Raw genomic sequence first — 26,010 nt, forward strand, 5'->3', positions numbered from 1 at the left:
TCAACCTCATTTCCGCCCTATCGGGGGCCCTCTAACGTGGTTCGATCCTTTCGACTCGAAAAAAACGACGAATGTGATGCTTTTGCGTAACTCGTTCGGTTGTCAGGGGAAATCACCGATGCCGGACATAGACGAACGGGCGACCGGCGGCCATTACGCCCGCACGCCGCCATGTTATGGGCAGCGTCGCTGCAACTGTGAGAGGAATAAGGCGTGACGGACATCCGATCCCTTTCGGTCGAGGAGGCCGCCGGTCTGCACGCCGGGGCCGACCACTACCGGGCCTTCGTTGGGCCGCCCGGCCGTTTCGACCTGATGTCCTCGGCCCAGTTCGCCCTGCTGCACATGCTGGGCCTGAGGGACAGTCACCGTGTGCTGGACCTGGGTTGCGGCTCGCTGCGCCTGGGACGGCTGCTGATTCCCTATCTGAAGGCTGGCGGCTATTTCGGCATCGAGCCCGAGGCCTGGCTGGTGGAGGAGGGCTTCGCGCGCGAGCTGGGCGAGGACGCCCGTCGCCTGAAGTCGCCCCGCTTCGATCACAACGCCGACTACGACTGCTCGGTCTTCGGCGAGCAGTTCGACTTCATCATCGCCCAGTCGATCTTTTCTCACACGGGTGTGGCCGCCGGGCGTCAGGCCCTGAACGCCTTCCGGCCCGCCCTGGCCGAGGGCGGACTGGTGCTGGCCAACTGGCTGGTCGGGACCGAGGGGGGCTTCGATCCGGAAACCGCCAGCTGGGTCTATCCGGAATGCGTCATCCATTCGCCGGAGCGGGTCGAGACCCTGATCCGGGAGGCGGGCCTGCACGGCCGCCGCTGCGGCTGGCATCACCACGGCGGCCTGAGCTGGTACGTGCTGGCCCGGGACTCCTGGGCCCTGCCGGGTCAGGCCTTCCTGGATTCGCTGGCGATCACGCCCCTGGAGCGCTGACGGACTTTCGGATCATGGACAGGAGCCGGGCCGCCCACGAGGGGTCCGGCTCGGCCGGGATGGGCTCGGGCGGGGCAACCACAGGCTCCGGCCAGCCGATCGTCGGCGACCTGAGGCGGGCGAAGGGCCGCGCTTCACGGTCGAAATGCGGGTTGTAGTCGCCGACGCCGAAGCCCCGCTCCATCCACCGATCCCAGACGATCCGACCGGCGGCGATCGACGCCTGCCGGGCCGCGCCGTCGCGCGAGAAGCCCCGGCTCTTCGATTCCAGATGATAAAGAGTCGCGTGCGGATTGTAGAGCACGGCCAACCCCGCCGCCTGAGCCCGCAGGCAGAGATCGACGTCGTTGCCCTCGACCGCCAGCCGGGCCGCGTCGAACCCGCCCAGGGTCTCGAACACCTCGCGACGGACGGCCATGCAGGCCCCCGTCACCGCGACACTACGCCTTAGGAAGGCATATCGGTCCAGATAGCCGGCGTCCGATCCCGGCAGCCCGACCCCGTCGTGGCTCAGATAGTGCTCCACCCGATCGCGAGCGACGAAGCCGCCGTGCTGCAGCGTCCCGTCCTCATAGAGAAGGCGGGCGCCGACCACCCCGACCTCGGGCCGCATCGCCTGGGCGACCAGTTCGTCCAGCCAGTCGCGGCTCAGGACCATGGTGTCGTTGTTCAGGAAGACCAGAACGTCGGCGGTCGAGGTCGCGGCCGCCAGATTGTTGATCAACGCCCAGTTGAAGGGGCCCTGATGGCCCCCGACCCGCACGTCGGGACGCTCCCGGATGGCCTCCAGCCAGGAGACCGTCTCCGGATCGCTGCTCTCGTGATCGACGATCATCAGATCCATGGCCGTCCGGTTCATCGGCCGCGCCGCCTCGAGGCTGTCGATACAGGGCGCCAGCAGATCCAGGCGGTCGCGCGTCGGAATGATCACGGTGGCCGTGATGCCTTCCGGGACGGCGCGTCGGATCCGGGCGGCGCCGGTCGGAGCGCAGCCCAGGTCGTCGCTGTAGGGCTCGACGACGATCCCCTCCACCTGGCTGAGGATGCCGGCCACGATCTCGGGCCAGGTCGGTGCGTCCAGGGCCTCGGCGTCGCAACCACTCCACAGCACACGCGGGACGTGGGCGATCTTCTGACCCTGTCGCGCGAGCCGGAGCACCGCCTGGGCCGGCCCCAGGGCGGAGGCGAAGTGGTCCAGACCGATCAGGGGCCGCAGGGCGTCCGTCCGGAACGCGACACAGTCGCCGACAAAAGGCGTCTGGCTCAGCCAATCGATATCGAAGTCCGTCTTGAACCGGGGATGGACATGGGCGGCCAGATCGGCCGGCTCGTCGCCCTCCAGCCGATCGTCGTCGGCATAGGCGGCGCCGGCGTCGTCCTGCGTCAGGGCCTCGGCCAGACGATGCACGGCGTCAGGGGCGAGGACGCCGGGAGCGCCCGCCAGGATCGTGACCTCGCCTGAAGCCTTGTCCAGCGCCGAGATGCGGGTCGCGTGAAGGCTCAACCAGTCGGCGGCCGGCACGGCCAACGTCCCTGACCAGTCGATCCGCGTCTGAAGATCCCGCAGCAGCGCCTCGTCATAGTCCGCCGCCCCATGAAGATGCAGGCCGGTGACCGGCGCGATCTGGCGGACGGCGCTCCAGACCAGATCCTCGACCTGTCCCGCCGAGGCGCCCGTGACATCGGCGACGATAGCGGCGACCGCCGTCTCTCCCGGCGCGATGGCCAGGTCGTCCGGGCGTGTCGGTCGATAGAAGGCCTCGTGGTAGTCTGGATAGTCCGACAGCGAGAACCCCTGTCGGCTGGCCAGGGCCGGCAGGGCCGCCTCCAGCCGCTCCAGCACGGACCGGACCTGGACCAGTTCGGACCGGACGGATTCATGCGGCTCGAGCGGCGGCGTATAGTCCGGCAGATCCGCCGCCACGAGGATGCGACGGCTTTCCGCATCGCGGATCTCCAGCCGCCCGCCAGAAGTCCTCTGCCCCCGGATCGACAGGTCGCAGCTGAACCCCGCGATGCCGGATCCGCCGTAGGCGTCCTGAACGTCCCGCCGGAAGGCGTTGGCGGTCGTCGCCGCGACGAAGGCGTCGTCCAGCCAGAACTCGACCGCGACCGGCGTCCCGGGGTCGGCGGCGTCCACGACCCAGCCCCGGACCCGTCCGCGATGGATCTCTTCGATCTCGGCCTTGCGCGCGCTCCCGTCCGGAGTGGAGGCCATGGCCTTCAGCGCGCGGCGCTGATGCGGCGTCCAGGGCCGTTCGCCCAGCCCGGTGGATTCTATGAAGAGTGGATCGTCGAACAGACGGTCGTAGATCTGGGCCCAGCTGGCGGCGGCGAGCACGGCCTCGCGCCCCTCCGGCGTCAGCGACAGGGTCTCGACCACCCAGGCGCGAACCCCCTCGCTTGGCGGAGCGTCATAGAAGCCGCCCCGCGGCGGCGTCAGCCGTCCGACCTCGCGTCGGACGACGTCGGCGAACTCCGGACCGTCGAAGAAGACCGTCAGGGCGAACTCGACCGTACAGTCCCTGAAGGTGTCGTAGACATGCTCCGCTTCCGGCGTGCGCCCGAGCACCAGTTCGTAGAGGCGCTGGATGGCCTCGCGATCAAGCTGAGGGGAAGTGGCGGTCACGCGGAACTCCGGCACAGGGTGAGGGCTCGGTTCGCCGTTTGCGCCGACGCGTCGCCGGTAAAGCCATGCAGTCGCGAGTCTGGCCGTTCAACCGGCAGGTCGTCAACCGTAGCGCTTGTGGCCGGCCCGTCTGGGTTGGAGCGGTTGACTTGCAGGCTTGGGTCACACTAGGCGTCTGTCCGGGGCAGACGCGTCGATCCGGCGCTCGCCTGGATATGCCCGTCGGAGATACGCCTTGCATCCCCTGTTGAATTTCAAGTCGCGCAAGGCCGAACAGGCCAAGGAAATCGCGCGACTGTCGGTCGAAGCGGACACGGCGCGCGACAGGCGCGACTGGGCCACGGCGGCCGAGGCCTACCGCAAGGTTCTGAAAGCCAAACCCGAACGCGCCGACCTCTGGGTCCAGCTGGGCCACGCCGAGAAGGAACGTGGCAATCATGGCGGCGCGGGCGAGGCCTATAACCAGTCGCTCCGCCTCGATCCGACCAACGCCGACACTCTTCTGCAGATCGGCCACCTCAGGAAGCTTCAGGGCGCCATCGACGAGGCCGGGGCCTACTATCTGCAGGCGGCGGAACTGGATCCCTCGCTGCGTTACGCCCTGGACGAGCTTCGCAGCCTGTCGCTGCGCGGCGTCGAGATCGACCAGAACCGCCTCGGCGAAGTCGTGCAGGCGGCCAGCAAGGCCCGCCGTCGCCCGGTCTCGCGTCGCAAGAAGGAGGCTGACGCTCCGGTCGACGTGACCAACCTTCTGTCGACGATCGCGCAGATCGACGGCGACCAGGAGCGCCTGGCCCAGCTGGAAAACGCGATCCGCGCCGGCGCCGAGGCCCAGGACGAACTTCGCGCGATGATCGAAAGCCAGAAGGCCGAGGTCCATCTGGTCTTCGATATTTCCGACCTGGTCGGCTACTTCAAGAACGCCCGCCTTCCGACCGGCATCCAGCGGGTCCAGATCGAGGTGGTGTCCGGCTTGCTGCGTGAACCGGACCTGCGGTTCGACGTGTCGGTCTGCTCCTTCTCCAGCGCCCGCGACCACTGGGTTGAGGTGCCCACCGATCTCTTCCTGCGCCTCAGCGATCTGGCGCGCTCCAACGGCGACATGGCCGAGCCGGAGTGGCTGGACGCGCTGGAGGAGCTCACGGTCGAGATCGACCTGGGCGAGGCGTTCGACTTCGCTCGCGGCGCCTATCTGATCAACCTGGGCACTTCCTGGTGGCTCCAGAACTATTTCCTGCACGTCCGCGAGGCCAAGGAGCGGTTCGGCATCCACTACATTCCGTTCGTCCACGACATGATCCCGATCATGACGCCCGAACACTGCACCCGGCCGCTGACCCAGGACTTCATCAGCTGGGCCATGGGGGTCTTCTCCCACGCGGACTATTTCTTCACCAACTCCGAGGCGTCCAAGCGCGACCTTATCTCGGTCGCCCAGACCCTGGGCTACACGCTCGACACGGACCAGGTTCACGTCGTCCGGCTGGACGCCGACTTCCGCAAGGCGACCATCGCCACCCCCATCCCCTCGACGCTCAAGCGGTACGGCCTGACCGAGGGCGGCTATGTGCTGTTCGTGTCGACGATCGAGTCGCGCAAGAACCACCTCAACGCCTTCAAGGCCTGGCTGCAGCTGCTCAAGGATCACCCGGCCAAGGACGTCCTGCCCCTGGTCTGCGTGGGCAACCGCGGCTGGTTGAACGACACGGTCTTCGCCCAGCTCGACGGCAACCCCGAGCTGCGCTCCAAGGTGAAGATGGTCTCGAAGGTCGCCGACGAGGACCTCGCCAACCTCTACCGCGCCTGCGCCTTCACCATCTATCCGTCCAGCTACGAGGGCTGGGGTCTGCCGGTGACGGAATCCCTCAGCTACGGCAAGGCGGCGCTTCTGTCGGACGCCTCGTCCCTGCCGGAAGCCGGAGGCGACTTCGCCGACTTCTTCCCCCTGGGCGACCAGGGCGCCTTCATGTTCTCGCTCGAACGCCTGATGTTCGACCGCGAGTATCGCCGCTCGCGGGAAGTACGGATCGAGACGGGCTTCCAGCCCCGCCCCTGGGCCGACCTCGGCCGCGAGATCAGCGATCAGATCGGCGAATGGTTCGGACAGCATGCCGACCGTCCGATGGTCCATCCCCGTCCGGACCTGGGCCACTATCACTGGATGCGCCGCAACGAGGCGACCTCCATCGCCCCCGGGATGGTTTCGCCAGAGGTCTTCCGCACCGGGACCGGTTGGTCCCAGCCGGACGCCTGGGGCACCTGGACCAAGCCGGGCGGCGGGACGCTGACCTTCAACCTGGACCAGGTCGAGGGCCCGCTGCGTCTCTACGTGGGCCTTCTGGGCCTCGGCACGGAAGACACCGACTACATCGTCAGCTTCAACGGCGTGCCGGCCCGCACGGGCGCGCTGGGGCGCGGCACGACCCAGTGGATTCCGATGACGGTCCCGCCGCAGGACTACGCGTCCGGCTCGCTCCATGTCGGCATCTGGGGCTCGGCCAAGGAGGACTTCTCGGTCACGACCGGCGGCGTGGACACCCGCGTGGTCTCGGTCGGACTGATCGGTTTCATGATCTGTCGCGAGGACGACTACGCCTCCCGCGTCGCCTTCACCGAGGCCCTGACGTTCGAGGACCTGCCCAATCTCGCGGAGGCCCGCCGCCTGAACCTCTAGTGTCGCGAGGGCGTGCGAAACAACCTCCGCTCTGGGCTTCGGCCCCGGATTGGCCGATAACCGGAACAGGCGCCGCCAGACGCGCCAGACAGAAGGCAGGAACCCAGTGGATCGCGAAATCCTGATGCTGCAATCGGCCGACCCGGTGGCCTATGCGGAGATGATCCACGTCAGCGGCGTGGCCAACCGGGCCTACGCCGCCCGTCACGGCATGGGCTATTCGCTCTACCTCGGCATCCGCCGGGGCTATTTCCCCTGGCATGCCTGCTTCAACCGGATCCTGATCCTCAAGGAGATGATCCTGGCCGGCTACAAGGGGTGGGTCTTCTACCTCGACGCCGACGCCTACGTTTACGACCAGGCCTTCGACATTCGCGCCTATCTCGACAGCCTGGGCGAGGTGTCGATGGTCGTGCGGCCCGGCGGCGTGGACGGCCACGGCTGGGACATCAACGACGGCGCCTTCCTGATCGATCTGGCCAATCCGATGGCGATCGAGATCATCGACCGCTGGTACGAAGACTTCATGGCCACGCCGGAAGCCGAGCTCGCCGCGGCCGAGGAATGGGAGGCGGTGCCCAGCGACCAGCCTCGCCTGCAACGCATCCTGCGCGAGAACGACTATCTGGCGAAGAGTCTCAGGATCGTCGATCCGGCCTTCTTCAACGACTACAGCTCGACCTTCCTGCGCCAAGCCTTCCGGGGCGAGAATTTCACGATCCAGCAGCGGGTCGACATGATCAAGAAAGACCTTGCCGACCTCGACGTCCCAGACTGGGCCTGGTGATCGCCGCCTCGGGTCTTTGACGACCGCAGGGCGCTATTCAGGACCGATCACTCGCGCTCGAATACGTAGGCCGTGGCGTAGTGCAGGCCCGGCAGGACATGCTTGGTCGCCTTGAAGCCGAACTGCTTGAAGGTGCTGTAGAGGAAGCCTTCCTCAAACCCGAGCTCCATCCAGCCGCGCCTGTGCATGACGGTGACGTTCTCGCCGTCCATCCGCAGACCCCACGGATAGGGCAACAACGCCGCGGGCTTCGCCATCACCGGCTCTCCGGCCATGATGATCTTGCCGCCCGGTTTGAGGAGTTCGTCCAGCTTGGGGATGACCTCCTTGAACTCCAGACAGTGGTGGAAGCTCTCGTAGAAATAAACGAGGTCGTAGGCGTCCGGGCGGCCTGCCGGGTTGAAGCCGAACGACTGCACATGTGACGCCAGATCCACGCGGTAGCGCGGCGCCAGGCTGGCCACGGCGGTACAGAACCGGGGATTGATGTCGACCGTATCGACCTTGACCCCCAGCCGGGCGAAGGCCAGGGCGATCTGGCCGAAGCCGGCGCCGTATTCCAGCGCCCGCGCGCCGCTCTTCAGACCGCTGAGCTTCAGGATATGGCCCAGGGCGATCAGGTGCTCGCCCGCCAGGTCCGCGTCGCCCAGGGCATAGAAGGCCGGGCGGTGAATGGCGTCCAGGTCCGAGATCTCGGGGGTGTCCTCGTCCTTCGCCGCGTCATAGCCGCCGCGCAGGGTGATCGCGCGCCACAGGGCCAACTGCTGTTCGTGATAGGCGGGCGAATCCGGGTCCAGCGTCTTGTCGAACCCCTCGGGCAGTCTGAACGTCCCTCCCTGGATCTGTTCGCGGAAGCCCTCGACGTGCAGGCCTGCGGCCACCGTCTCCACGTCCGCCAGAGAGAAGACCATGGGTCTGCCCTTGCCCAGCGGTTTCAGGGCCGCGAACTTTTCCTTGGGCGTGCGGGCGTGAAACTCGGGGCTGCCGACGAAATGGCTGCGCATCTCGTCCAGCGAAATGCCCTTGTCGACGCGCGCCAGCCACGACTCCCGGCCGCCGCCGTCAGGCTCGCGACCGAGATAGTGCCGGTAGCACCGGTCGATATCCTCGGCCGTCGCCTGCGGGGAGGCGTCGGCGACGAGCTTGGGCACGGCGTCAGGCAATCGGGAACCTCTACTCGGCAATGCGATGCAATCTTACATAATCAACCAATGGCTAGGCTTCCATAGCGGTCGGCCGAAAACCCGCGCCCTCAGCCCGCGCCCCGGGAAGAGGACTGGAACTCGCCGCTGTCGATCAGGTAGCCGGCGACCAGTTCGACACCGTCCCGCAGGCCGGAATCGAGAATGGTCCTCACATAAGGATTGTCGATCCCCTGATCGGCGGGGCGGTTCAGGATCCCGAGATAGAGCCCCTCCACCGTCTGCATCGCGCGCGCCAGGTCGTCGGTTCCGTGAACCGTATGGCTGCTCAGCACGGCGTTGACGGCCTCGCGGATCCGCCCGAGGCGGATGGCGAAGGTCGCGGACAGGGAACGCAGATGCTGGCGAATGAACCGGGCGTCGGGCGTGTTCATCACCCGACCGTCGTCCAGCCGCACATGCGCCCTGTAGTCGCCCTCGGCCAGGAGAATGTGCAGCAAAGACTGGTCGTCCGGTCCGCCGGGCGGAAAGTTGCTGTGGTGCGCGATCTGCGGCCAGGCCTGCAGCGTCGCCGCCTTCCAGTCGGCGATCAGCCGCCGTGCCGCCGGGCTGTCGAGATTGATCAGGAAGACCCCGTCGTTGACGTCCCACCACTCATCGGACGAACCCGAAGGCGTGAACACGGCCGCCGCGTCCTGCTTGTCGGCCAGGAAGCCGGCCAGGTCGAACGACAGATCGTTGATCCAGGCGTCGGCGTCCATGTGACAGACCCAGCCGGTCACGCCGCGCTCCACCATCTCGGCCAGCATGAAGATGCGGTTGAAGCAGGCGTGCCAGGGGTGGACCCCATACTTCGTCCCCTGGAACTGCTCGTAGGCGTAGCCGCGCGCCTCGGCGTAGGTACGCACGGTCCGGGCGGTCGCGGCCAGCATCTCGGCGTAGCGGAAGGCGTCCGCCGATTGCATCAGGGTGATGGCCGGAGCCTTGGGCGTGGGGGCGTCGGACGTCATCAGACCTTCGGATTCAACCAGACCTGCTCGCCGTCGACGACGAAATGCAGACCGCCGTCGGGGCGTTGGAGCACCTTGGCCGGATTTTCATATTCCAGATGCCAGCCATGGCTGGAGAACAGGTCCAGCAGGGCGCCGTCGATATTGCGCGAATGGGTGCCGATAATGGCGCGGTGGACGTGCCGGTCCACCCTGTCCATCGACGCTTCCAGCACGGCCTGTTCGTGGCCCTGGATGTCCATGTGCATCAGATCGACGCGGCCCGCCTTTTCCAGCAGGCCGGCCAACGACAGGCAGCGCACCTCTTCCAGCATCCCGCGCTCGGCGGCCGCGCCCTGTTCGCCGTCCTCGAACGCGGCGAAGGCGCCGTAGTCCAGGGTGGGGTCGGCCAGTTTGGGGAAGTAGGCGACGCCGTCTTCGGCCCCGACGACGGCGTGATGAAGTTCGTAGGCGTCGGGGTTAAGGCCGTTGTCCAGGAAGTGCTGGCGCATGAACCCGTGGTGTTCCGCCGAGCCCTCGACCCCAATCAGGGTCAGGTCGTCGATGCCGCGACGTTTCGCCGCCAGCGCGCACGACACCAGCCACGGCGCCCACCCGGCGCCCAGTTCCATGACGACCAGACGATCCTTGGCGTCCAGCACGGACCTCAGGGAGCCGATCCATTCCGCCAGGCCATGCAGGCCGGGCTGTGAAGGGCGGGTGATGCCTTCGACCTGACCGGCCTTCCAGGCCAGGGAGGGATCGAGGAAGGACAGGCGCGTCTCGGCGCCGACGAAGTTCCGGAACGAGTCCGCGCCGACCGGCGCGCTGGCGAACGGCGCGAACTGCCGGGCGACATCCAGATCGGCCAGGATCAGGGCGTCTGCCGATACGGATTCGAACTCCCGGCTCGTGAAGACCCGACGCAGATCGGCCATTCGGCTGACGTGTGGAGCGTGCATGGCGACATCGTCGTCGGAGGCCTCGCGCCTCAGGGCCAGACGATAGGTCCAGCGCAGCCCGTCTTCCCAGTCCAGTTGGGGCTCAGGCTGGGGATCCGCCTGGAACGCACCGACAAGCTCGAGCCCCCGCGCGATCTCGTCGCTCGCCAGCAGACGCGAGCGCAGCATTTCCGCGCTCACGCATCCCTCCGCCAGTCTGGCATCCGCGGGCCGCGGCTCGCGACCCATGAAGAGGCGAACGCCCCAATCGGCGCCTTTGGCGAAGTCCATGAAGCCCCCTCACAACGATCACGCCCTTATAGAGCATCGCTTCGATTTCAACATGGTGTTCAAGCGAAGCGGCGGCGAAACACGACTTTCGCGCGACCTGTCGCCTTCAGGACCCGGCCGCGTCCCAGGCGTCGCTGGTCATGATCGCGTTCGCCTCCTCGATCGCCGCCTCAAGGCTCTCGACCACCGGCCGCGCCGGCGCCTCGCCCTTGCAGGCGTAGGCCTCGTCCAGAACCCAGCCGTCCTGGACGGGGGTGTCTTCCATCTCGATCGGCACGTCGAAGGCGGGCGCTCCGTCGACCATGCCGACGCCGCGGGTGAACCGGGCCGTCTGGCCGGCGCAGTCGATCCTCATCCGCGACCAGTGCATTGTAGCGGCCACCGGCGCGTAGTCCGGCCGGTAGGGATCCTTGAAGAGGTTCAGCGACCAGCCCTCGACCACGTCGCCCGTCCGCTCGAGCGAAGCCAGATCCATGAACCCCACCTCGGTCGGCGAGGTGAAGGTGTAGGCCAGCCGGTAAGGGCCGGACGGCGGCTGCGCCAGATGCGGCGCCTGGGCCGCCTGACCCGCCTGCACGGGCGATCCGGCGAACGCCAGAACGGCTGCGAGAACCAGGCCGGAGGCGCCCGCCTCCCGGCCGCGTGATCGGCTCAGTACAGTCTTCGGCATCGCCATCCCCGCTCTAGACCGCCCAATAGTCGATGTGCGCGTTGGTTTGAGGATCGGTCGTCGACTGGCCCAGGTCCACCAGGTTGAACACCTCGTCCTGCGTCAACGGAACGACGGCGATGTCCACGCCGATGTCGTTCGCCAGCGGATGGTCGATCGGCAAGGCATGATCGAGCGCCGAAGGATGATCGCTCGTGGACGGATTGTCGTTCGCGGACGGCCCATCGCGATCCACGGCCGGCAGGACGAAGGCGTCGTGCCATGGCTGCTTGCCCCCATCGGCCGTGCCCGCCTCGGGGGACGCCTGACCGACACCCAGGTTCCGGACCTGGTTGTCGAAGGTGGCCTGATAGCTGAACCGGTGCTCCTGCGACTCCGAGAAGATCAGCACGATGTCGGCGCGTGAGACCCCGCTGTTCAGCGCCTGAACATAGGAGGCCACACCGGGCGCATCGCCCTCCCGATCCAGGACGAAGCGATAGATCTGCTCGACGAACTGCTGGTTGTTCAGGCTGCCGAAGCGGGACTGGAACTCCGGCGAGCCGACCATGGCCGCTCCGATGTCCTTCAGGGTGTAACCCTGGTCGATGCCGTCGCGGTATCCCTGCAGTCCGCCCAGATCGGGCAGGCGGTTGAACACCGAGTCGTAGAGCCGCGCGATGGCGATGGTGGCCTCGTCCTGAACGAACAGACCCCGCGTCGCGATGATGTTGTTGACGAAGGCCTGATGCTCGCTCGACTCCGAGAAGATGCCCAGCACCTGGGTCCGCGTCAGGGCGCCGCTGTTCAGGGCGCTGACGTAGGAGGCGACACCGGCCGCGTCGCCTTCGCGCTTCAGCGAGAAGCGGTACATCTCGCGCACGAACTGTTCGTTGTTCAGGTTGTCGTACCGCGCCCGGAACTCCGCCGAGCCGGCGAAGATGTCCAGGATCTGCTGCACCGTCACCTGACCCGACCCGATGGCGCGCGAATAGTCGGCCAGGCCGAACACGTCCGGCGCCCGGTTGAAGGCGGCGTCGTACAGGCGATAGACCACCGTGGTCACGTCCGTGACGTCGTAGGACATGCGACCGTCGAGGAAGCGCAGGATCTCGATGTTGGACAGGGTGTCGGTCCCGCTCTGCGATCCGCCGACCACGCGCGTGGCGGTGACGGTCGAATAGCCGCGGATGTTGCCGACATAGAGGGCGGTATCCACCCCGGCGCCGCCGTCCAGAATGTCGTTGCCGGCCCCGCCCATGATCAGGTCGTTGCCCGAGCCGCCGGTGATCGTGTCGTTACCGTCGTCGCCGTACAGGAACGAGCCGACCGTCACGGGCGCGACCGGGTGGTTGGCGACCGAGACGTGCAGCGTGTAGGCGCCCCCGGCGGCCGGGGCCTTGCTGGTGAAGGTGGAGCCGGAGTTGGCCGCCCACTCCCCGACCACGACGTAGTAGATCCCGGTCGTCGTGGCGGTGAAGGTCAGCATCGAATCCGTGCTGTTGCCGCCGTCGGTGTTGGAATCGTCGTTGCTGGCCAGTTCCGCGCCGTTGGCGCCCAGCAGCCTCAGCGTCGTGTCGAACGACCCGTTGTCGATGTCCAGGGTGATGGTCGACCCGGCGGTGACCGAGAAGGCGTAGTACTCTTGGCCGCCGTGCGTGGTGGCCACGACCGTGGCATGCGGAATGGTCGTCGGCGTCACCACGTCGAAGCGCGAGACGAGGCTGAACGAGGCGTCCAGCGAGATCGCCGTCCCCTGCGAACCGTTTGAGGTCAGGTTGCCCTTGATGATGTCGGGCGCGCCGGTCGGGGTGGCCGCGCCTGCGGTGATGATGTCGTCCCCGGCGCCGCCACGGATCGTATCGTTGCCGCCGCCGCCGTCCAGCCGGTCGTTGCCCGCGCTGCCGATCAGGGTGTCGGCGAAGGCGCTGCCGACCACCCATTCGATGCTGATCAGAGTGTCGGCGCCAGCTGCCCCGTTCGCGACCCCGGTCGTCAGGTTGACGCTCACCCCGCCGGTCGCGCCGGCGTAGCTGGCCTGGTCGAACCCATTGCCGCCGTCCAGCCGGTCGTTGCCCAGCCCCCCGATCAGGATGTCGTTGCCGTCGCCGCCGTTCAGGATGTCGTCGCCCGTCCCGCCGTCCAGGATGTCGTTGCCGGCCAGACCCGAGAGGACGTCGTTGCCGCCCAGGCCGTTGATGACGTCGGCGAAGGCCGTACCTTCGACCGTATTGGCCAGGATGTCCCCGCTGACGTTCAGCCCGCCGGTGGGGGTCGCCGCGATCCTCTGATCGGCGAACTGCAGAAACTCGACATTGCTGATGGTGTCGGTGCCGTCCGGCCCGACGACGGTGCCCAGATAGCCGTTCCAGGTGATGGTGTAGGCCGAGCGGTTGCCGCTGAACACGACGGTATCGGCCCCCAGGCCGCCGTCGATCCGGTCGTTGCCGGCCCCTCCGGTCAGGATGTTGTCCGCCGAGTTGCCGTAGATGGTGTCGTTGCCCGAGCCGCCGATGGCGTTCTCGATCACCACCCCCAAGGCGATGGAGACGTTGCCGATCAGCGCGCCGACATTGGAGAAGGCGCCCTGGCGCAGGTCGATGACCTGGTTGTTGCCGTAGCCTGAGAAGTCGAAGATATCGACGCCGCCCGCATCCCAGACCGCGAAGATCAGGGCGGTGGTGTTGGACGTGGCGCTGAACCAGGCCTGGCCGGCGTTGGAGTTGAAGCCGTAGGTCGTATTGCCCGTGCGCGTCGTCGTGTTCGCGCCGTAGAGCCGCTGGGCCGCCGCGATGTCGTCCAGCAGCGGGGCCGAGGCGTACCGGCCGGAGCCGAAGCTGCCGCCCGTATTGCTCTCGTTGAAGTAGCTCATGACCGTGTACTGCCGGCTATCCTCGTAATAGCTGGCGTTGGCCGAATAAGTCAGGGTGACGTTCTCGCCCGCATTGTAGGCGGAGGGGTGGGACAGGCCGATGGCGTGGCCGATCTCATGCGTCAGCACCTGCTGGCCGTATCCCAGCAACACCGGGGTGGCGTTGTAGGACAGGCTGGAGTTGATCCAGACGTCGCCGCTGTTGGAGCTGGTCGTCCGATTGGCGGGGTTATAGGCGAAGGCCGCCGAGCCCGAAGCGCCCGACGAATAGTTGCCGAACAACATGGTCGCGTTGTCGGAATAGCCGTCGATGTCGCTGACGCGGGTGAAGGTGATGTTGGCCACCTCCGACCAGGCGGCCAGCGCCAGCAGGGTGGCGGCGATCTGGGTTTCGGTGAAGCGGGTGAAGCCGCTGGTCTCGCTCGGCATCGTTCCCGGCGCCGTGGAGCGGAAGGCATAGGTGACGGTCCCCGCCTGACCCAGAGTGGTCGTCCAGGCCAGGCCGGTGCGGGAAATCTGCAGGCCCGCCCCGGTGGTGCTCAACGACGTCTTGCCGTTCGTGCCCAGCCCGCCCCGGTCGTCGGCGTTGAGGAAGCTCAGCGGCCCCGTGACCTCTTCGAAGACCGCGTGAAACCCGCCGCAGCAGCCGCAGGGCGTATAGCCGCCGACATCGCCGAAACTTGCGGTTCCCGTCGTTCCGAACGGGCGAGATTGTCCCGAAAAGGCGTCCAGGTCTTGGAAGGCCAGGGCAGCGGTCATGTTGGTCGCACTCAGCTAACGGAAGTCGGCACACTAGCGGAAGGCGGCCGGGTCACAAGCGGAGCCGCAGACCTCGATGGAACAACTCGTGGTGAATCGCGTTGTGGCGGGCCTTTCTTGGGAAATATCGCGTTAAAATAGAGGCTTCACAGTCCGGGACGAAGGCGCTCCGCGACGGGCGCGTCCCATGAAGCGGTCGTGCTCCGCCCGGAACCGCCCCTCCAGAACTCGCGAATTCCAACATTCGACGACCGGCGTTGTCTTGTGCAGCTCCCGCGTTACAGCCATGCTTTGCAGTAACAATTCGAATGCGCCGCGTCGCCGCGGACGGGGGAGGAAAAGGCCATGCCGACATTCACCGGAACCACCGGGGCCGACGACATCAACGGCTCGGACCAGGACGATCTCATCGACGGTCGCGGCGGCCAGGACCGCATCTTCGGACGGGGCGGGGCGGACGTCATTCGCGGCGTCGTGGGCGCCCTGGAGGTCTCCGGCGGCGCGGGCGACGACACGATCATCGTCGAGTGGAACGGCCAGACCAGTTCCACCATCACATTGCTGGACGGCGGCGAAGGGATCGACACCCTCGACCTGCGCGGCGCGGTCTCGCGCCTCGGCTCGACCGTACAGATCGGCCTCGATCCGGTTCTGAGCGTCTTCCGGGGCTCCTTGGTCGACGCCGGGACCCTGACCCTGTCGGAGTTCCGCGGCTTCGAACGCATTTTGGGACCGAACGCCAATGTCGATTGGAGCCTGCCCATTCCGCGCGAGGTGAGCTTCATCCAGGCCGGCGCGGGCGTGGATCGGTTCAATGTCGGCGGCATCGTCATCCTTCGCGGCGGCGGGGGCTCCGACGTCTTCACCCTCCAGTCCGGCAACACCGCCTTCGGCGAGACCGGCGACGACCACTTCATCCTCGGCGCCGATATTTCCGTCACCTTCGACGGCGGCGAGGGTCGCGACACCCTGTCGGCCACCATGGCGGTGACCGCCGCCCCGTCCCTGATCGACCTGGCTTCCGGGACCGGCTTCGCCAACGCCCGCTTCTCCTCGATCGAGAACCTGAACCTCACGGCGATCGACGGAACCACGGGCAACGGCTACCTGGTGAACATTCTCGGCTCGGACGGCGCCAACGAGATTCGCGTCTTCCGCAGCGCGGGCGCGGGCGTCCTGGCGGGCGCCATCTACGCCTATGGCGGCAACGACGTCGTCGAGACGTCGAGCGGCGACTACACCGTCTACGGCGGCATGGGCGACGACTACATCAACAGCGTCACCGCCTTCGGCGAGGAGGGCGACGACTACCTGATCGGCGCGCGCCTGGACGGGGGATCGGGCGACGACATTCTGGTGCTGGAGGTCGGGGGCACATCGGCTCACGGCGGGTCGGGCGACGACCAGCTCAGCTTCGGCTCCGGCGTCACCTCGGTGAACGTCAGTCTGGAGGCTCGCTCCTTCTCCGCCACCTCCGCCCTGGGCGTCACGCTCGGCAACCTGTCCGGCATCGAGCGCATCATCGCCACCACGGGCGCGGACACGATCATCCTGGACGCCGGCTCAGAGTACGCAGAGGGCGGAGCCGGAACCGACGTCATTCGCGGCGGCGGCGGCGATGACGTCATCTATGGCGACAGCCTCCTCGCCGGCGCCGGAGACGGCGACGATCAACTCTTCGGCGACGAGGGGTCCGACCTGCTGATCGGCGGGGGCGGCAACGATTCCCTGTTCGGCGGAACCGGAGACGACCGTCTCGACGGCGGCACGGGGTCCAACGCCCTAGACGGCGGCGGCGGCATCGACACGGCCGTCTACGCCTTCGCCCGTTCGGCCGCGACGGCGGTCACGACCGACGGCGTCATCAGCCTGACCCACGCCACGGGCACGGACACCCTGCGCTCCATCGAACTGGTCCAGTTCTCTGACGGCCTCTACCGCGTCGTGAACGGCCGCATCAGCGACCAGCCCAATGCGGTGATCAGCGGCACGGCGAACGCCGACACCCTTGTGGGGTCCGACGCGGCCGACGTCATACTCGGCGGCGCAGGCAACGACGTCATTCGGGGCGGCGCGGGCTCCGACCTGATCGACGGCGGCTCAGGCATCGACACGGCGGTCTACGGCGGCATGGTGCGCTCCTATTCCAGCGTCAGCCAGACCCGCGTCTCCGGCGGCCAGGAAGGCGGCGCCGACACCCTGACCTCGATCGAGGTCCTGCGCTTCCTCGACGGCCGCATCACCTTCGACACCAATGACGCCTATGCCGTGATCTATCGGCTGTACGATGCCGCCTTCGACCGGGCGCCCGATCCGTTCGGTCTGGCCGACTACGGCCGCGCCCTGGCCGCCGGCCAGATCACGGTGCAGCAGATCCTCAACGTCTTCGCCGCCTCCGCCGAGTTCCAGGCCCGCTACGGCGCCCTGTCCAACGAGGGTTACGTCCGCGAGATGTACCGCTTCTCGCTGAACCGCGAAGGCGATGCGGGGGGCGTTGCCGCCTATGTCGCGGCCCTGGACGCCGGAACGGTCACCCGCGCCCAGCTGCTCGGCATCTTCTCGGAATCGCTGGAGCACCGACAGGTCATCGACCAGAAGATCCTGGCCGACGGCCTGTTCGTCCAAGACGAGACCACGGTGTCCATCGCCCGCCTCTATGACTCCGTCCTCGGCCGGCTTCCCGATCTCGCCGGCCTGCAGAGCTACCGCACGGCGATGGATCAGGGCGCCAGTCTGAAGGACATCGCCCTGATCCTGATGGGGTCGGCGGAGTTCCATCAGCAGTTCGGAGCTCTGACCAATCAGCAGTTCGTGGAACAGCTCTATCGCTTCGTTCTGGATCGCGAAGGGGACCCGGCGGGCGTCACCGCCTATGTCCGGGCGCTCGACCAAGGTCTCAGCCGCGCGGATCTGGTTCTGACCCTGTCGGAATCGCTGGAACACCGGCTGGGCTATCAGGCCACCTTCGACAATCAGGTCCGCAACCTCGCGACCCCGGCCGTCGCCTCGCCCCTGATCGATGAGGGCCGCAAGGGCGGCCTCGGCGACGCCTTCGTCCTGCCGGCCGTGCCTGACGGCCATGCCGTGGACGACGCCTTCGACGGCCTCGCCTTCGCGGGCCTGTCACGCGGCGACGTGGCGGCCTCGCTGATCTCGATCGGCGACCGTGAGATCGTCCTGGACGGCGCGGCGGTCGGCTGGCCTGGCCTGGATCACGATCCGCTGGCCAACCGCTACGACCACTTCATCCACTGAGGCGTCGTCCGACCTGAAACCGGCTTGGGCTGACGTCAGTCAGCTCAGGCCGATGTTCGACATGCCGCGAATGCCCTCGGCCCGCCCCGTCTCGACCAGCTGACCGAAGGCGGCGGCGATATGGTAGAAGGAGCTGGCGGGCGCAGGCTCGTCCAGGAACCCGCCCTGGGGCAGGTGCTTGTCGCGCCACAGGCCGTCCGGCGTCAGATAGAGCCACAGGGCCCGAAGCGCGGTCGCCGCATCGTCCATCAGCCGCTGACGCTCGCCGTCCGTCGCCGTCTCGGCCAGCAGCAGCGACGCCTTCAGCCACTCCGTCTGGGGCCACAGACGCGCGCGGCGGCTCCGCACCGTGCCGTCGTCGTTCAGCGCGTCCATGGCGATCATCGGACGCTCAGCGATCCCGCGACGGCCGTAGGCGTAGAGCCGCTGCGCCGCCGCCGTCACCTCGGCGCGGCCCCGCAGCCGCCCGACCCGCGCCAGCAGCCAGGCCCACTCGAACTGATGGCCCGGCTCGACCAGCCGGCCGTCCCCACCCGCAGCCGGAGACCAGTCGGGCCCGAAGAACTCGCGCAGGAACCCGCCCTCGGCATCGATGAATTTCGTCAGGGCCAGGTCCACGACCCGGTCGGCCAGGGCGGTCCAGCCCGCGTCTCCGCCCGCCGCCTCCCAGCCGAGGCAGGCCTCCAGCAAATGCATGTGAGCGTTGGACTGATAGGGATGGTCGCCCGCCTCGATCAGGCCGCCGGTCTCGGGCGCCTGGGCCAGAAGGGCGTCGCGCAGCTTGACCGCCCGCGCCTCCAGCGTCGGATCCTGGATCCCCGCGCTTCTGGCCGCCGACAGGGCGAACAGGACGAAGGCCTGGTCGTAGAGATAGGCCGTCTCGTCCAGCGGGACGCCCTCGGGCGTCAGCGTGGTGCGGCACAGGCCGTCCGGCCTCAGATAGTCGGCATAGAGCCGGTCCAGCCCGCGCTGGACGATGCACCGCCACGGCCCCTGCCATCCGTTCATCCCGGCGTTGGCGTAGACATAGATCTGGCGCGCCTGCACCCGCGCCCGGCGCGGCAGGCTCAGCGCCCGCCCGTCCAACGACAGCACCTCGGAAAAGGCGCCGCTGGTCGACTGGCCCAGCGACGACCAGATCGGCAGGGCCTTCAACCGCATCCAGTCGGCGAAGCGCACCGCCCCCTCGGCCAGCCCCTCGCGCGGCGCGGCGGCGAAATCCAGATGGCGCGGCGAGGTCGCCTTGATCCGCTCCACGATCTTCTTGACCCCCTGCGACTGCGACAGGTCGCAGACCAGGACCGCGTCGTCCTCGACCACGATGGCCAGGTTGCGAACCCCCAGGGCCGCGACCAGCACCCCGTCCGGCGCCCGCACCAGACAGCCGTCTGAGTCTTCAAAGATATGCTGGCCGGTGTCGCCCTCGCCCGAGGCGGCGATGGAGTCCCACGCCCCCAGGTCCGACCAGGCGAAGTCCACCTCCAGCACCGAGGCGCGCGAGGTCTTCTCCATCACCGCATAGTCGATGGATATCCTGGGCGACCCGGCGAAACCCGCGCCCAGGGTCTGCACCGCGCCCGATCCCTCGTCGGGCAGGGCCGAGCGGACCGCGTCCAGCACGCCCGGCGCATGTCTGGCCAGTTCGTCGATCAGGGCCTGGGCCGAGACGATGAAGTTGCCGCTGTTCCACAGATAGCCGGCGTCGATATAGGCCTGGGCCTGCACCCGGTCGGGCTTTTCGACGAAGGCGTCCACCGCCGTCAGACCCCGCCCGGACGGCTTGATGTAGCCGTAGGCCTGGGACGGTTCGGTCGGGGTGACCCCCAGGGTCACGACCCGGCCTTCGGCCGCGGGGCCCGCCGCCGCGATCACGGCCTTGCGAAACGCCTCGTGGTCCGGAATGTGGTGGTCGGAGGCGACGAAGGCGGTGACGGCCTTCGGGTCGTGGCGCTGGGCCCAGGCGGCGGCGGCGGCCATGGCGGCGGCGGAATCCCGCGCTTCCGGCTCCAGCAGGACCTGGGCGGCGATCTCCAGCTCGCCCAGCTGTTCCACGATCCAGTCCCGGTGGCGCAGGCCGCCGACCACGATCAGCCGGCCGTCCTTGCCCGCCAGGGGGGCCACCCGGGCCACCGTCTCCTGGAACAGGGACCGGTTCCCGGCCAGCGGAATGAACTGCTTGGGCCGCGACGGCCGCGAGGCCGGCCACAGGCGCGTACCGGCGCCGCCGCACATGATCACAGGATAGAGTGCCATAACCCGAGGTTTAGCGGGATTGCGCGGTTTCGCCAACGGCTCCGCTCGGTTGTATGGGCCGTCGGACTGGGGCAAACAGCGCCCTTGAGGATCAGGGACAGGCGAACCATGAAGACGGCCCTGGTCGTACTCGGAATGCATCGATCGGGCACATCGTCCGTGGCCGGAGCGTTGACGCTGCTGGGCGCCGCCGCCCCGCGCACCCTGATGGCCCCCGCCGACGACAATCCGCGCGGCTTCTGGGAAAGCCACGTCGTCATGCTGCTGGACGACACCCTTCTGGAGGAGGCGGGATCGAACTGGAGCGACTGGCGTCGCCTGCCGCGCGCGCCCGACCCGGCCGCCGCCCGCGACCGCATCGTCGAGACCCTGTCGGGAGAGTTCGGCGAGGCGGACACCATCGTCCTGAAGGACCCGCGCATGTGCCGCCTCTTCCCGCTGTGGCGCTCGGCCCTGGAGCAGGCGGACTATCGCCCCCTGATCGTCACCCCCCTGCGTCATCCGTCCGAGGTCGCCGCCTCGCTTCAGGCGCGCAATCCGATCGCCCGCGAACAGGGTCTGCGTCTGTGGCTGCGTCACGTCCTGGACGCCGAGGTCGCCAGCCGGGGCCTGCCGCGCCACTTCATGCGCTGGTCGTCCTTCATGGGCGACTGGCGCGCCGAGGTCGCCCTGATCAACGCCCGTCTGGGCATCGCCCTGGCCCCGGCCGGCGACGCCGCCGAGATCGACGCCTTCCTGACCCCCGACCTGCACCGCCAGAAGGGCGAGGCCCCGGTCCCGAGCCTGATCGCCAGAGCCTGGTCCGTGTTCGGCGACCTGGCCCGTCATGGCGAGCATCCGGACCTGCACGCCGACCTCGACGCCCTGCGCCGCGCCTTCGACCAGGCTTCGGATCTGTTCGCCGACGCGCCCTGACGGCTTATCCCGCGTGACATGACGGGGACGCGGCCTTATCAGCCCGCCCATGGACGAGATCGAACGCCAATCCGAGGAACGCGGCTGGGCCACGGCGAAGACCCTGGCCGAGGCCCTGCCCTATATCCAGATCTATGACCGCGAGACCGTGGTCATCAAATACGGCGGTCACGCCATGGGCGAGACGGCGGTCGCGAAACAGTTCGCCGCCGACGTCGTCCTCCTGCGCCTGATGGGCGTCCTGCCCGTCGTCGTCCACGGCGGCGGCCCCCAGATCAGCGCCATGCTGGACAAGGCCGGTGTGAAATCCAGCTTCGTCGACGGCCTGCGCGTCACCGACAAGGACACGATGTCGGTCGCCGAGATGGTCCTGTCCGGCGCGGTCAATAAAGAGATCGCCCACTGGATCACCGTCGCCGGCAAGGAGGCGGACGTGCGCGGCATCGGCCTGTCCGGCAAGGACGCGGGCCTCCTGACCGTCGAAAAGACCAAACGCACCAAGCGGGACCCCGACAGCCTGATCGAGCACGAGGTCGATCTGGGCTTCGTCGGCGAACCGACCAAGGTCGATCCCAAGCTCATCAAGGGCCTGATCCGCTCCGAGACCGAGGACTGGGTCCCCGTCATCGCCCCCATCGGCGTCGCCGAGGACGGCCAGACCTACAACGTCAACGCCGACACCGTCGCCGGCGCCGTCGCCGGTTCGCTGAACGCCAAACGCATGCTGTTGCTCACTGACGTGAAGGGCGTGCTCGACAAGAACGGCAACATCATCCGCCAGATGACGGTGGCAGAGGCGCAGAGCCTGATCGACGACGGCACCGCCTCCGGCGGCATGATCCCCAAGCTGGAGACCGCCATGGCCGCCGTCCGCGCGGGCGTCGAGGCCGTGGTCATCCTGGACGGCCGCCGCCCCCACGCCATGCTGGTGGAGCTGTTCACCGAATACGGCGCGGGCACGCTGGTGAAGGCGTGAGCCTCGATCTGTCCCACATCGACGCCTGGGTCTTCGACCTGGACGACACCCTCTATCCGCCGGAGCAGGGGGTGCTGGGTCTGATCCAGAAGCGGATCAACGCCTTCATGGTCGCCGCCGTGGGCCTGCCCGAAGAGGAGGCGAAGGTGCTTCAGCGCCAGTTCCTCAACGAACACGGCACGACCCTGGCCGGCCTCATGGCCAACTACGCCGTCGACGCAGACAAATTCCTGCGCGAGGTCCACGACGTGCCGCTGGATTCGCTGGAGCCCAACCCCCGCCTGGTCGAGATCGTCGCCGCCCTGCCCGGCAAGAAATACGTCCTGACCAACGGCGCCCGCTTCCATGCGACCCGGGTGCTGGAGAAGATCGGCCTCACCCCCGTCATGGACGGCGTCTTCGCCATCGAGGACATGGACCTGACGCCCAAGCCCGCGCCCGCAACCTTCCGCCGCTTCATCGAGCGGTTCGACATCGACCCCAAGCGCGCCGTCTTCTTCGAGGACACCCCGCGCAACCTCCAGCCGGCCAAGGCCATGGGCATGACCACCGTCCTGATCGGCACGCCGGAGCAGTTCGCCCTGCACGGCGGCCCCGTCGGCGACTGGGTCGACGCCATCGCCACCGACCTTCTCGACTTCCTCACCCCCTACGCTCTGAAAGACGCCGCATGACCGACCTCGCCCAGCTCGAAGCCGTCATCGAAACCGCCTGGGAGGCCCGCGCCGACCTGTCGCCCGCCACCCACGGCGAGACCCGCAAGGCCGTCGAAACCGCCATCGACCTGCTCGACTCGGGCCGGGCCCGCGTCGCCTCGCGCGGCGACGACGGCGTCTGGACCACGCATCAGTGGCTGAAGAAGGCGGTGTTGCTGTCCTTCCGCCTCAACGACAACGAGATCATGCGCCCCGAGCGCGGTCTGTCCGCCCCGACCTCCAGCGGCGGCGCCCCGGCCGTCGGCCCCTGGTACGACAAGGTGCCCAACAAGTTCGCCGACTGGACCGCCAACGAGTTCAAGGAAGCCGGCTTCCGCGCCGTCCCCGGCTCGATCGTCAGGAAGGGCGCCTTCGTGGACAAGAACGTCATCCTGATGCCGTCCTTCGTGAACATCGGCGCCTATGTCGGCGAGGGTTCGATGGTCGACGGCTGGGCCACGGTCGGCTCCTGCGCCCAGATCGGCAAGAACGTCCACCTGTCGGGCGGCGTCGGCATCGGCGGCGTGCTGGAGCCGCTGCAGGCCAACCCCACCATCATCGAGGACGGCTGCTTCATCGGCGCCCGCGCCGAGGTCGCCGAGGGCGTCATCGTCCGCGAGGGCGCCGTCCTGTCCATGGGCGTCTACCTGTCCGCCTCGACCAAGATCGTCGACCGCGCCACCGGCGAGATCACCCGCGGCGAAGTGCCCGCCTACTCCGTCGTCGTCCCCGGCGCCCTGCCCGACCCCAACGGCGGCCCGTCGCTCTACTGCTGCGTCATCGTCAAGCGGGTGGACGCCCAGACCCGCGCCAAGACCGGGGTCAACGAGCTGCTGCGGGACTAAAGAGCCCTCTCCCCTTGCGGGAGAGGGAGATCGCACACGGCGGCATGGCCGTCGTTCTCGTGCGATCGGGTGAGGGGTGAAACTCGCCCTCGCCGATGAGGCCTATGTCCGCCTCATCGTATTTGTGTCCTCGTACCCCTCATCCGGCCTCGCTGCGCTCAACCACCTTCTCCCGCAAGGGGAGAAGGGCCCCATCAACGGATGACACCCCGCCCGTCCTCGGGCACAAGCCGCCGATGCTCTCCGACTCGCAGACACCTCCGCCCGGCCTCGACGCCGCGCGCGCGACGCTGGAGCGGGTCTGGGGTCATGCCGATTTTCGGGGGCTTCAGGCCAAGGTCGTTGCCGAAATCCTCGCCGAGCGCGACGTCCTCGCCGTCCTGCCGACCGGCGGCGGCAAGTCGGTCTGCTATCAGATCCCGGCCATCCTGCGTCCGGGTCTCGGCCTCGTCATCTCGCCCCTGATCGCCCTGATGACCGATCAGGTGGAGGCGCTGAGGCAACAGGGCGTCGCCGCCGCCCGGCTCGATTCCGGCCTGTCGCTGGACGAGCGCACCAACGTCCTTCGCGCCGCCCGCTCCGGCGAACTGGACCTGCTGTACGTCTCCCCCGAAGGTCTGGCCTCCGGCGCCCTGACCGACCGGCTACGCGATCTGCCGCTCTCCCTGATCGCCATCGACGAGGCCCACTGCGTCTCCCAGTGGGGTCACGATTTCCGTCCCGACTACCGGACGCTCGGCCGGCTCGGCGAGCTCTTCCCCGGCGTGCCGCGTATCGCCGTCACCGCCACGGCCGACGCCCGCACGCGCGACGACATCCTGGCGTCCCTGCACCTCGAACACGCCGCCGTCTTCGTCGACAGCTTCGCCCGTCCGAACCTGCAGCTCTCGGCCATCCGGAAGGAAAGCGCCTCGCGGGCCAAGACCGACGCCCACGTCATCGAGTTGGTCCGCGCCCGGCGGGGCCAATCGGGCGTCGTCTATTGCGGATCGCGCGACGGCTGCGAGCGGGTCGCCGAGGCCCTGAAGTCCGCCGGGACCAACGGCATCGCCTATCACGCCGGCATGTCGGGGCCGGAGCGCGACCGCCGCCTGGAACGCTTCCTGGCCGAGGACGGCGCCGTCATGGTCGCGACCATCGCCTTCGGCATGGGGGTGGACAAGGCCGACGTCCGCTTCGTCATCCACGCCGATCCGCCGGGCTCGCTGGAGGCCTACTGGCAGGAGATCGGCCGCGCCGGGCGCGACGGCGAACCGGCCGAGGGCATCACCCTGTACGGCCCCTCCGACATCGCCTGGACCCTGAAGCGGCTGGACGGCCGCCCGATGGCCGAGGAGGTCAAGTCAGTCCAGACCCGCAAGGCCCGCCAGCTGTTCGCCATGCTGGACGGCGCGATCTGTCGCCCCCAGGCCGTGCGTCGCTATTTCGGAGAGACCGACGCCGGCCCCTGCGGCGTCTGCGACATCTGTTCGGACCCGCCCGCCCTCTATGACGCCACCGTCCCGGCCCAGAAGGCGCTCGCCGCCGTCCAGCGTCTGGGCGGCCGTTTCGGCAAGGGCCGGATCGTCGATCACCTGCTCGGCAAGACCAAGGACGTCCAGCCGTGGGAGTCAGACCTCTCCACCTGGGGCATCGGCAAGGAGATCGCCCCCACCGGCTGGCGCGACATCCTCGACCATCTGATGTTCGAGGGCCTGCTGCTGGAAGACCCCAATGACGGCAAGCCGCTGGTCGGTCTCGGCGATCCCGAACGCGTCCGCGCCGTCTATCGCGGCGAGATCGCGGTCGAAGTCCGCCGCACCCCGCCGGGCATGGCGACCGGCCGCGCTGCGCCACGCCGCGCGAAAAACGACCGCAACGCCGCCGTCGAGGCCCTGGACGCCGACGTCCGCGCCCGCTTCGAGACCCTGCGCGCCTGGCGCCGCGACCGCGCCTCGGAACAGCACGTCCCGCCCTACGTCATCTTCCAGGACAAGACCCTCCTGGAGATCGCCCAACGGGAGCCGGGCACGCTCGATGCGCTGGCCGCCATTTCCGGCGTCGGCCAGTCCAAAATCGACCGCTACGGCAAGGGCGTACTGGAGGCCTTGGGGGCGCTGTGAACCCTCTCCCCTTGCGGGAGAGGGAGACGGCGCACGAGCGCGTAGCGATCGTCCTTGCGCCGTCGGGTGAGGGGTGAAGCTCACTCTTGCCGGGTAGGCACCGGACGCATCTCTGCCGCGTCTCCGTACCCCTCATCCGTCCGCTTCGCGGCCACCTTCTCCCGCAAGGGGAGAAGGAAAGCCGCGTAGTTGGCAAAGCACGACCGAAATCCGCCAACGATTTCAACTACCGGCCCTAATTTACAGCTTTATCCCTGACGCTCCTGAAAACCGTGAGACACTGTCCCCCGGTCTTTGACATCGCAG

The 26,010-nt window shown here is 68.0% G+C and carries 16 protein-coding genes; 9 read left to right on the top strand and 7 right to left on the bottom strand.

The annotated features are described in order from the left end of the window. Positions 1-213: 213 nt before the first annotated feature. Complete coding sequence (locus ACETK8_RS19395) at positions 214-930, top strand: SAM-dependent methyltransferase (RefSeq protein ID WP_374037462.1); 717 nt, start codon at positions 214-216, stop codon at positions 928-930. Here ACETK8_RS19395 and ACETK8_RS19400 read toward each other — a convergent pair. Beyond that, positions 911-3,559, bottom strand: a complete 2,649-nt coding sequence (locus tag ACETK8_RS19400) for a glycosyltransferase (protein WP_374037463.1) — start codon at positions 3,557-3,559, stop codon at positions 911-913. The two genes, ACETK8_RS19395 and ACETK8_RS19400, sit on opposite strands and share 20 nt — an antisense overlap. A gap of 235 nt (positions 3,560-3,794) precedes the next feature. Between ACETK8_RS19400 and ACETK8_RS19405 the strand changes: the two genes are divergently transcribed. Then, the gene (locus ACETK8_RS19405) at positions 3,795-6,233 is read left to right on the top strand and encodes a glycosyltransferase (protein ID WP_374037464.1); all 2,439 of its coding nucleotides are present in this window, start codon (positions 3,795-3,797) and stop codon (positions 6,231-6,233) included. A gap of 106 nt (positions 6,234-6,339) precedes the next feature. Then, positions 6,340-7,020, top strand: a complete 681-nt coding sequence (locus ACETK8_RS19410; RefSeq protein ID WP_374037465.1) for a hypothetical protein — start codon at positions 6,340-6,342, stop codon at positions 7,018-7,020. Between the two features lie 47 nt (positions 7,021-7,067). On the opposite strand, the gene ACETK8_RS19415 is transcribed toward ACETK8_RS19410, so the two are convergent. From ACETK8_RS19415 to ACETK8_RS19435, 5 genes are all read right to left on the bottom strand, one after another. Beyond that, complete coding sequence (locus tag ACETK8_RS19415) at positions 7,068-8,183, bottom strand: class I SAM-dependent methyltransferase (RefSeq protein ID WP_374037466.1); 1,116 nt, start codon at positions 8,181-8,183, stop codon at positions 7,068-7,070. A gap of 89 nt (positions 8,184-8,272) precedes the next feature. After that, positions 8,273-9,172: a hypothetical protein gene (locus ACETK8_RS19420; protein ID WP_374037467.1), complete on the bottom strand. Its 900-nt coding sequence runs from the start codon at positions 9,170-9,172 to the stop codon at positions 8,273-8,275. Next, a complete protein-coding gene (locus ACETK8_RS19425; protein WP_374037468.1) occupies positions 9,172-10,293 on the bottom strand; it encodes an FkbM family methyltransferase in 1,122 nt (373 codons plus the stop codon). Before ACETK8_RS19425 ends, ACETK8_RS19420 begins: the two co-directional genes overlap by 1 nt. Before the next feature lie 196 nt (positions 10,294-10,489). Beyond that, on the bottom strand, positions 10,490-11,053 hold the full coding sequence (locus ACETK8_RS19430) for a hypothetical protein (protein WP_374037469.1): 564 nt from the start codon (positions 11,051-11,053) through the stop codon (positions 10,490-10,492). 13 nt (positions 11,054-11,066) lie between these two features. Beyond that, positions 11,067-14,663: a DUF4214 domain-containing protein gene (locus ACETK8_RS19435; protein ID WP_374037470.1), complete on the bottom strand. Its 3,597-nt coding sequence runs from the start codon at positions 14,661-14,663 to the stop codon at positions 11,067-11,069. Positions 14,664-15,008: 345 nt separating this feature from the next. On the opposite strand from ACETK8_RS19435, the gene ACETK8_RS19440 reads away from it, so the two are divergent. Beyond that, positions 15,009-17,918, top strand: coding sequence for a DUF4214 domain-containing protein (locus tag ACETK8_RS19440; RefSeq protein ID WP_374037471.1), 2,910 nt, complete (start codon positions 15,009-15,011; stop codon positions 17,916-17,918). Positions 17,919-17,957: 39 nt separating this feature from the next. On the opposite strand, the gene ACETK8_RS19445 is transcribed toward ACETK8_RS19440, so the two are convergent. Further along, positions 17,958-20,171 carry an AGE family epimerase/isomerase gene (locus ACETK8_RS19445; RefSeq protein ID WP_374037472.1) on the bottom strand — a complete coding sequence of 738 codons (2,214 nt, stop codon included), beginning with the start codon at positions 20,169-20,171 and terminating at the stop codon, positions 17,958-17,960. A gap of 108 nt (positions 20,172-20,279) precedes the next feature. Here ACETK8_RS19445 and ACETK8_RS19450 point away from each other — a divergent pair, with 108 nt between their 5' ends. From ACETK8_RS19450 to recQ, 5 genes are all read left to right on the top strand, one after another. Continuing rightward, the gene (locus tag ACETK8_RS19450) at positions 20,280-21,086 is read left to right on the top strand and encodes a sulfotransferase family protein (protein WP_374037473.1); all 807 of its coding nucleotides are present in this window, start codon (positions 20,280-20,282) and stop codon (positions 21,084-21,086) included. A 49-nt stretch (positions 21,087-21,135) separates the two neighbouring features. After that, the gene (gene argB / locus ACETK8_RS19455; RefSeq protein ID WP_374037474.1) at positions 21,136-22,062 is read left to right on the top strand and encodes an acetylglutamate kinase; all 927 of its coding nucleotides are present in this window, start codon (positions 21,136-21,138) and stop codon (positions 22,060-22,062) included. Beyond that, complete coding sequence (locus ACETK8_RS19460; RefSeq protein WP_374037475.1) at positions 22,059-22,736, top strand: pyrimidine 5'-nucleotidase; 678 nt, start codon at positions 22,059-22,061, stop codon at positions 22,734-22,736. Before argB ends, ACETK8_RS19460 begins: the two co-directional genes overlap by 4 nt. Further along, positions 22,733-23,602: a 2,3,4,5-tetrahydropyridine-2,6-dicarboxylate N-succinyltransferase gene (dapD, locus tag ACETK8_RS19465; RefSeq protein WP_374037476.1), complete on the top strand. Its 870-nt coding sequence runs from the start codon at positions 22,733-22,735 to the stop codon at positions 23,600-23,602. The genes ACETK8_RS19460 and dapD overlap by 4 nt, the downstream gene beginning before the upstream one ends. Before the next feature lie 236 nt (positions 23,603-23,838). Further along, positions 23,839-25,704, top strand: a complete 1,866-nt coding sequence (recQ, locus tag ACETK8_RS19470; RefSeq protein WP_374037477.1) for a DNA helicase RecQ — start codon at positions 23,839-23,841, stop codon at positions 25,702-25,704. Positions 25,705-26,010: the final 306 nt, after the last annotated feature.

It is taken from the genome of Brevundimonas staleyi (genome assembly GCF_041893865.1).
In the GTDB taxonomy this organism is placed as follows: Bacteria; Pseudomonadota; Alphaproteobacteria; order Caulobacterales; family Caulobacteraceae; genus Brevundimonas; species Brevundimonas staleyi.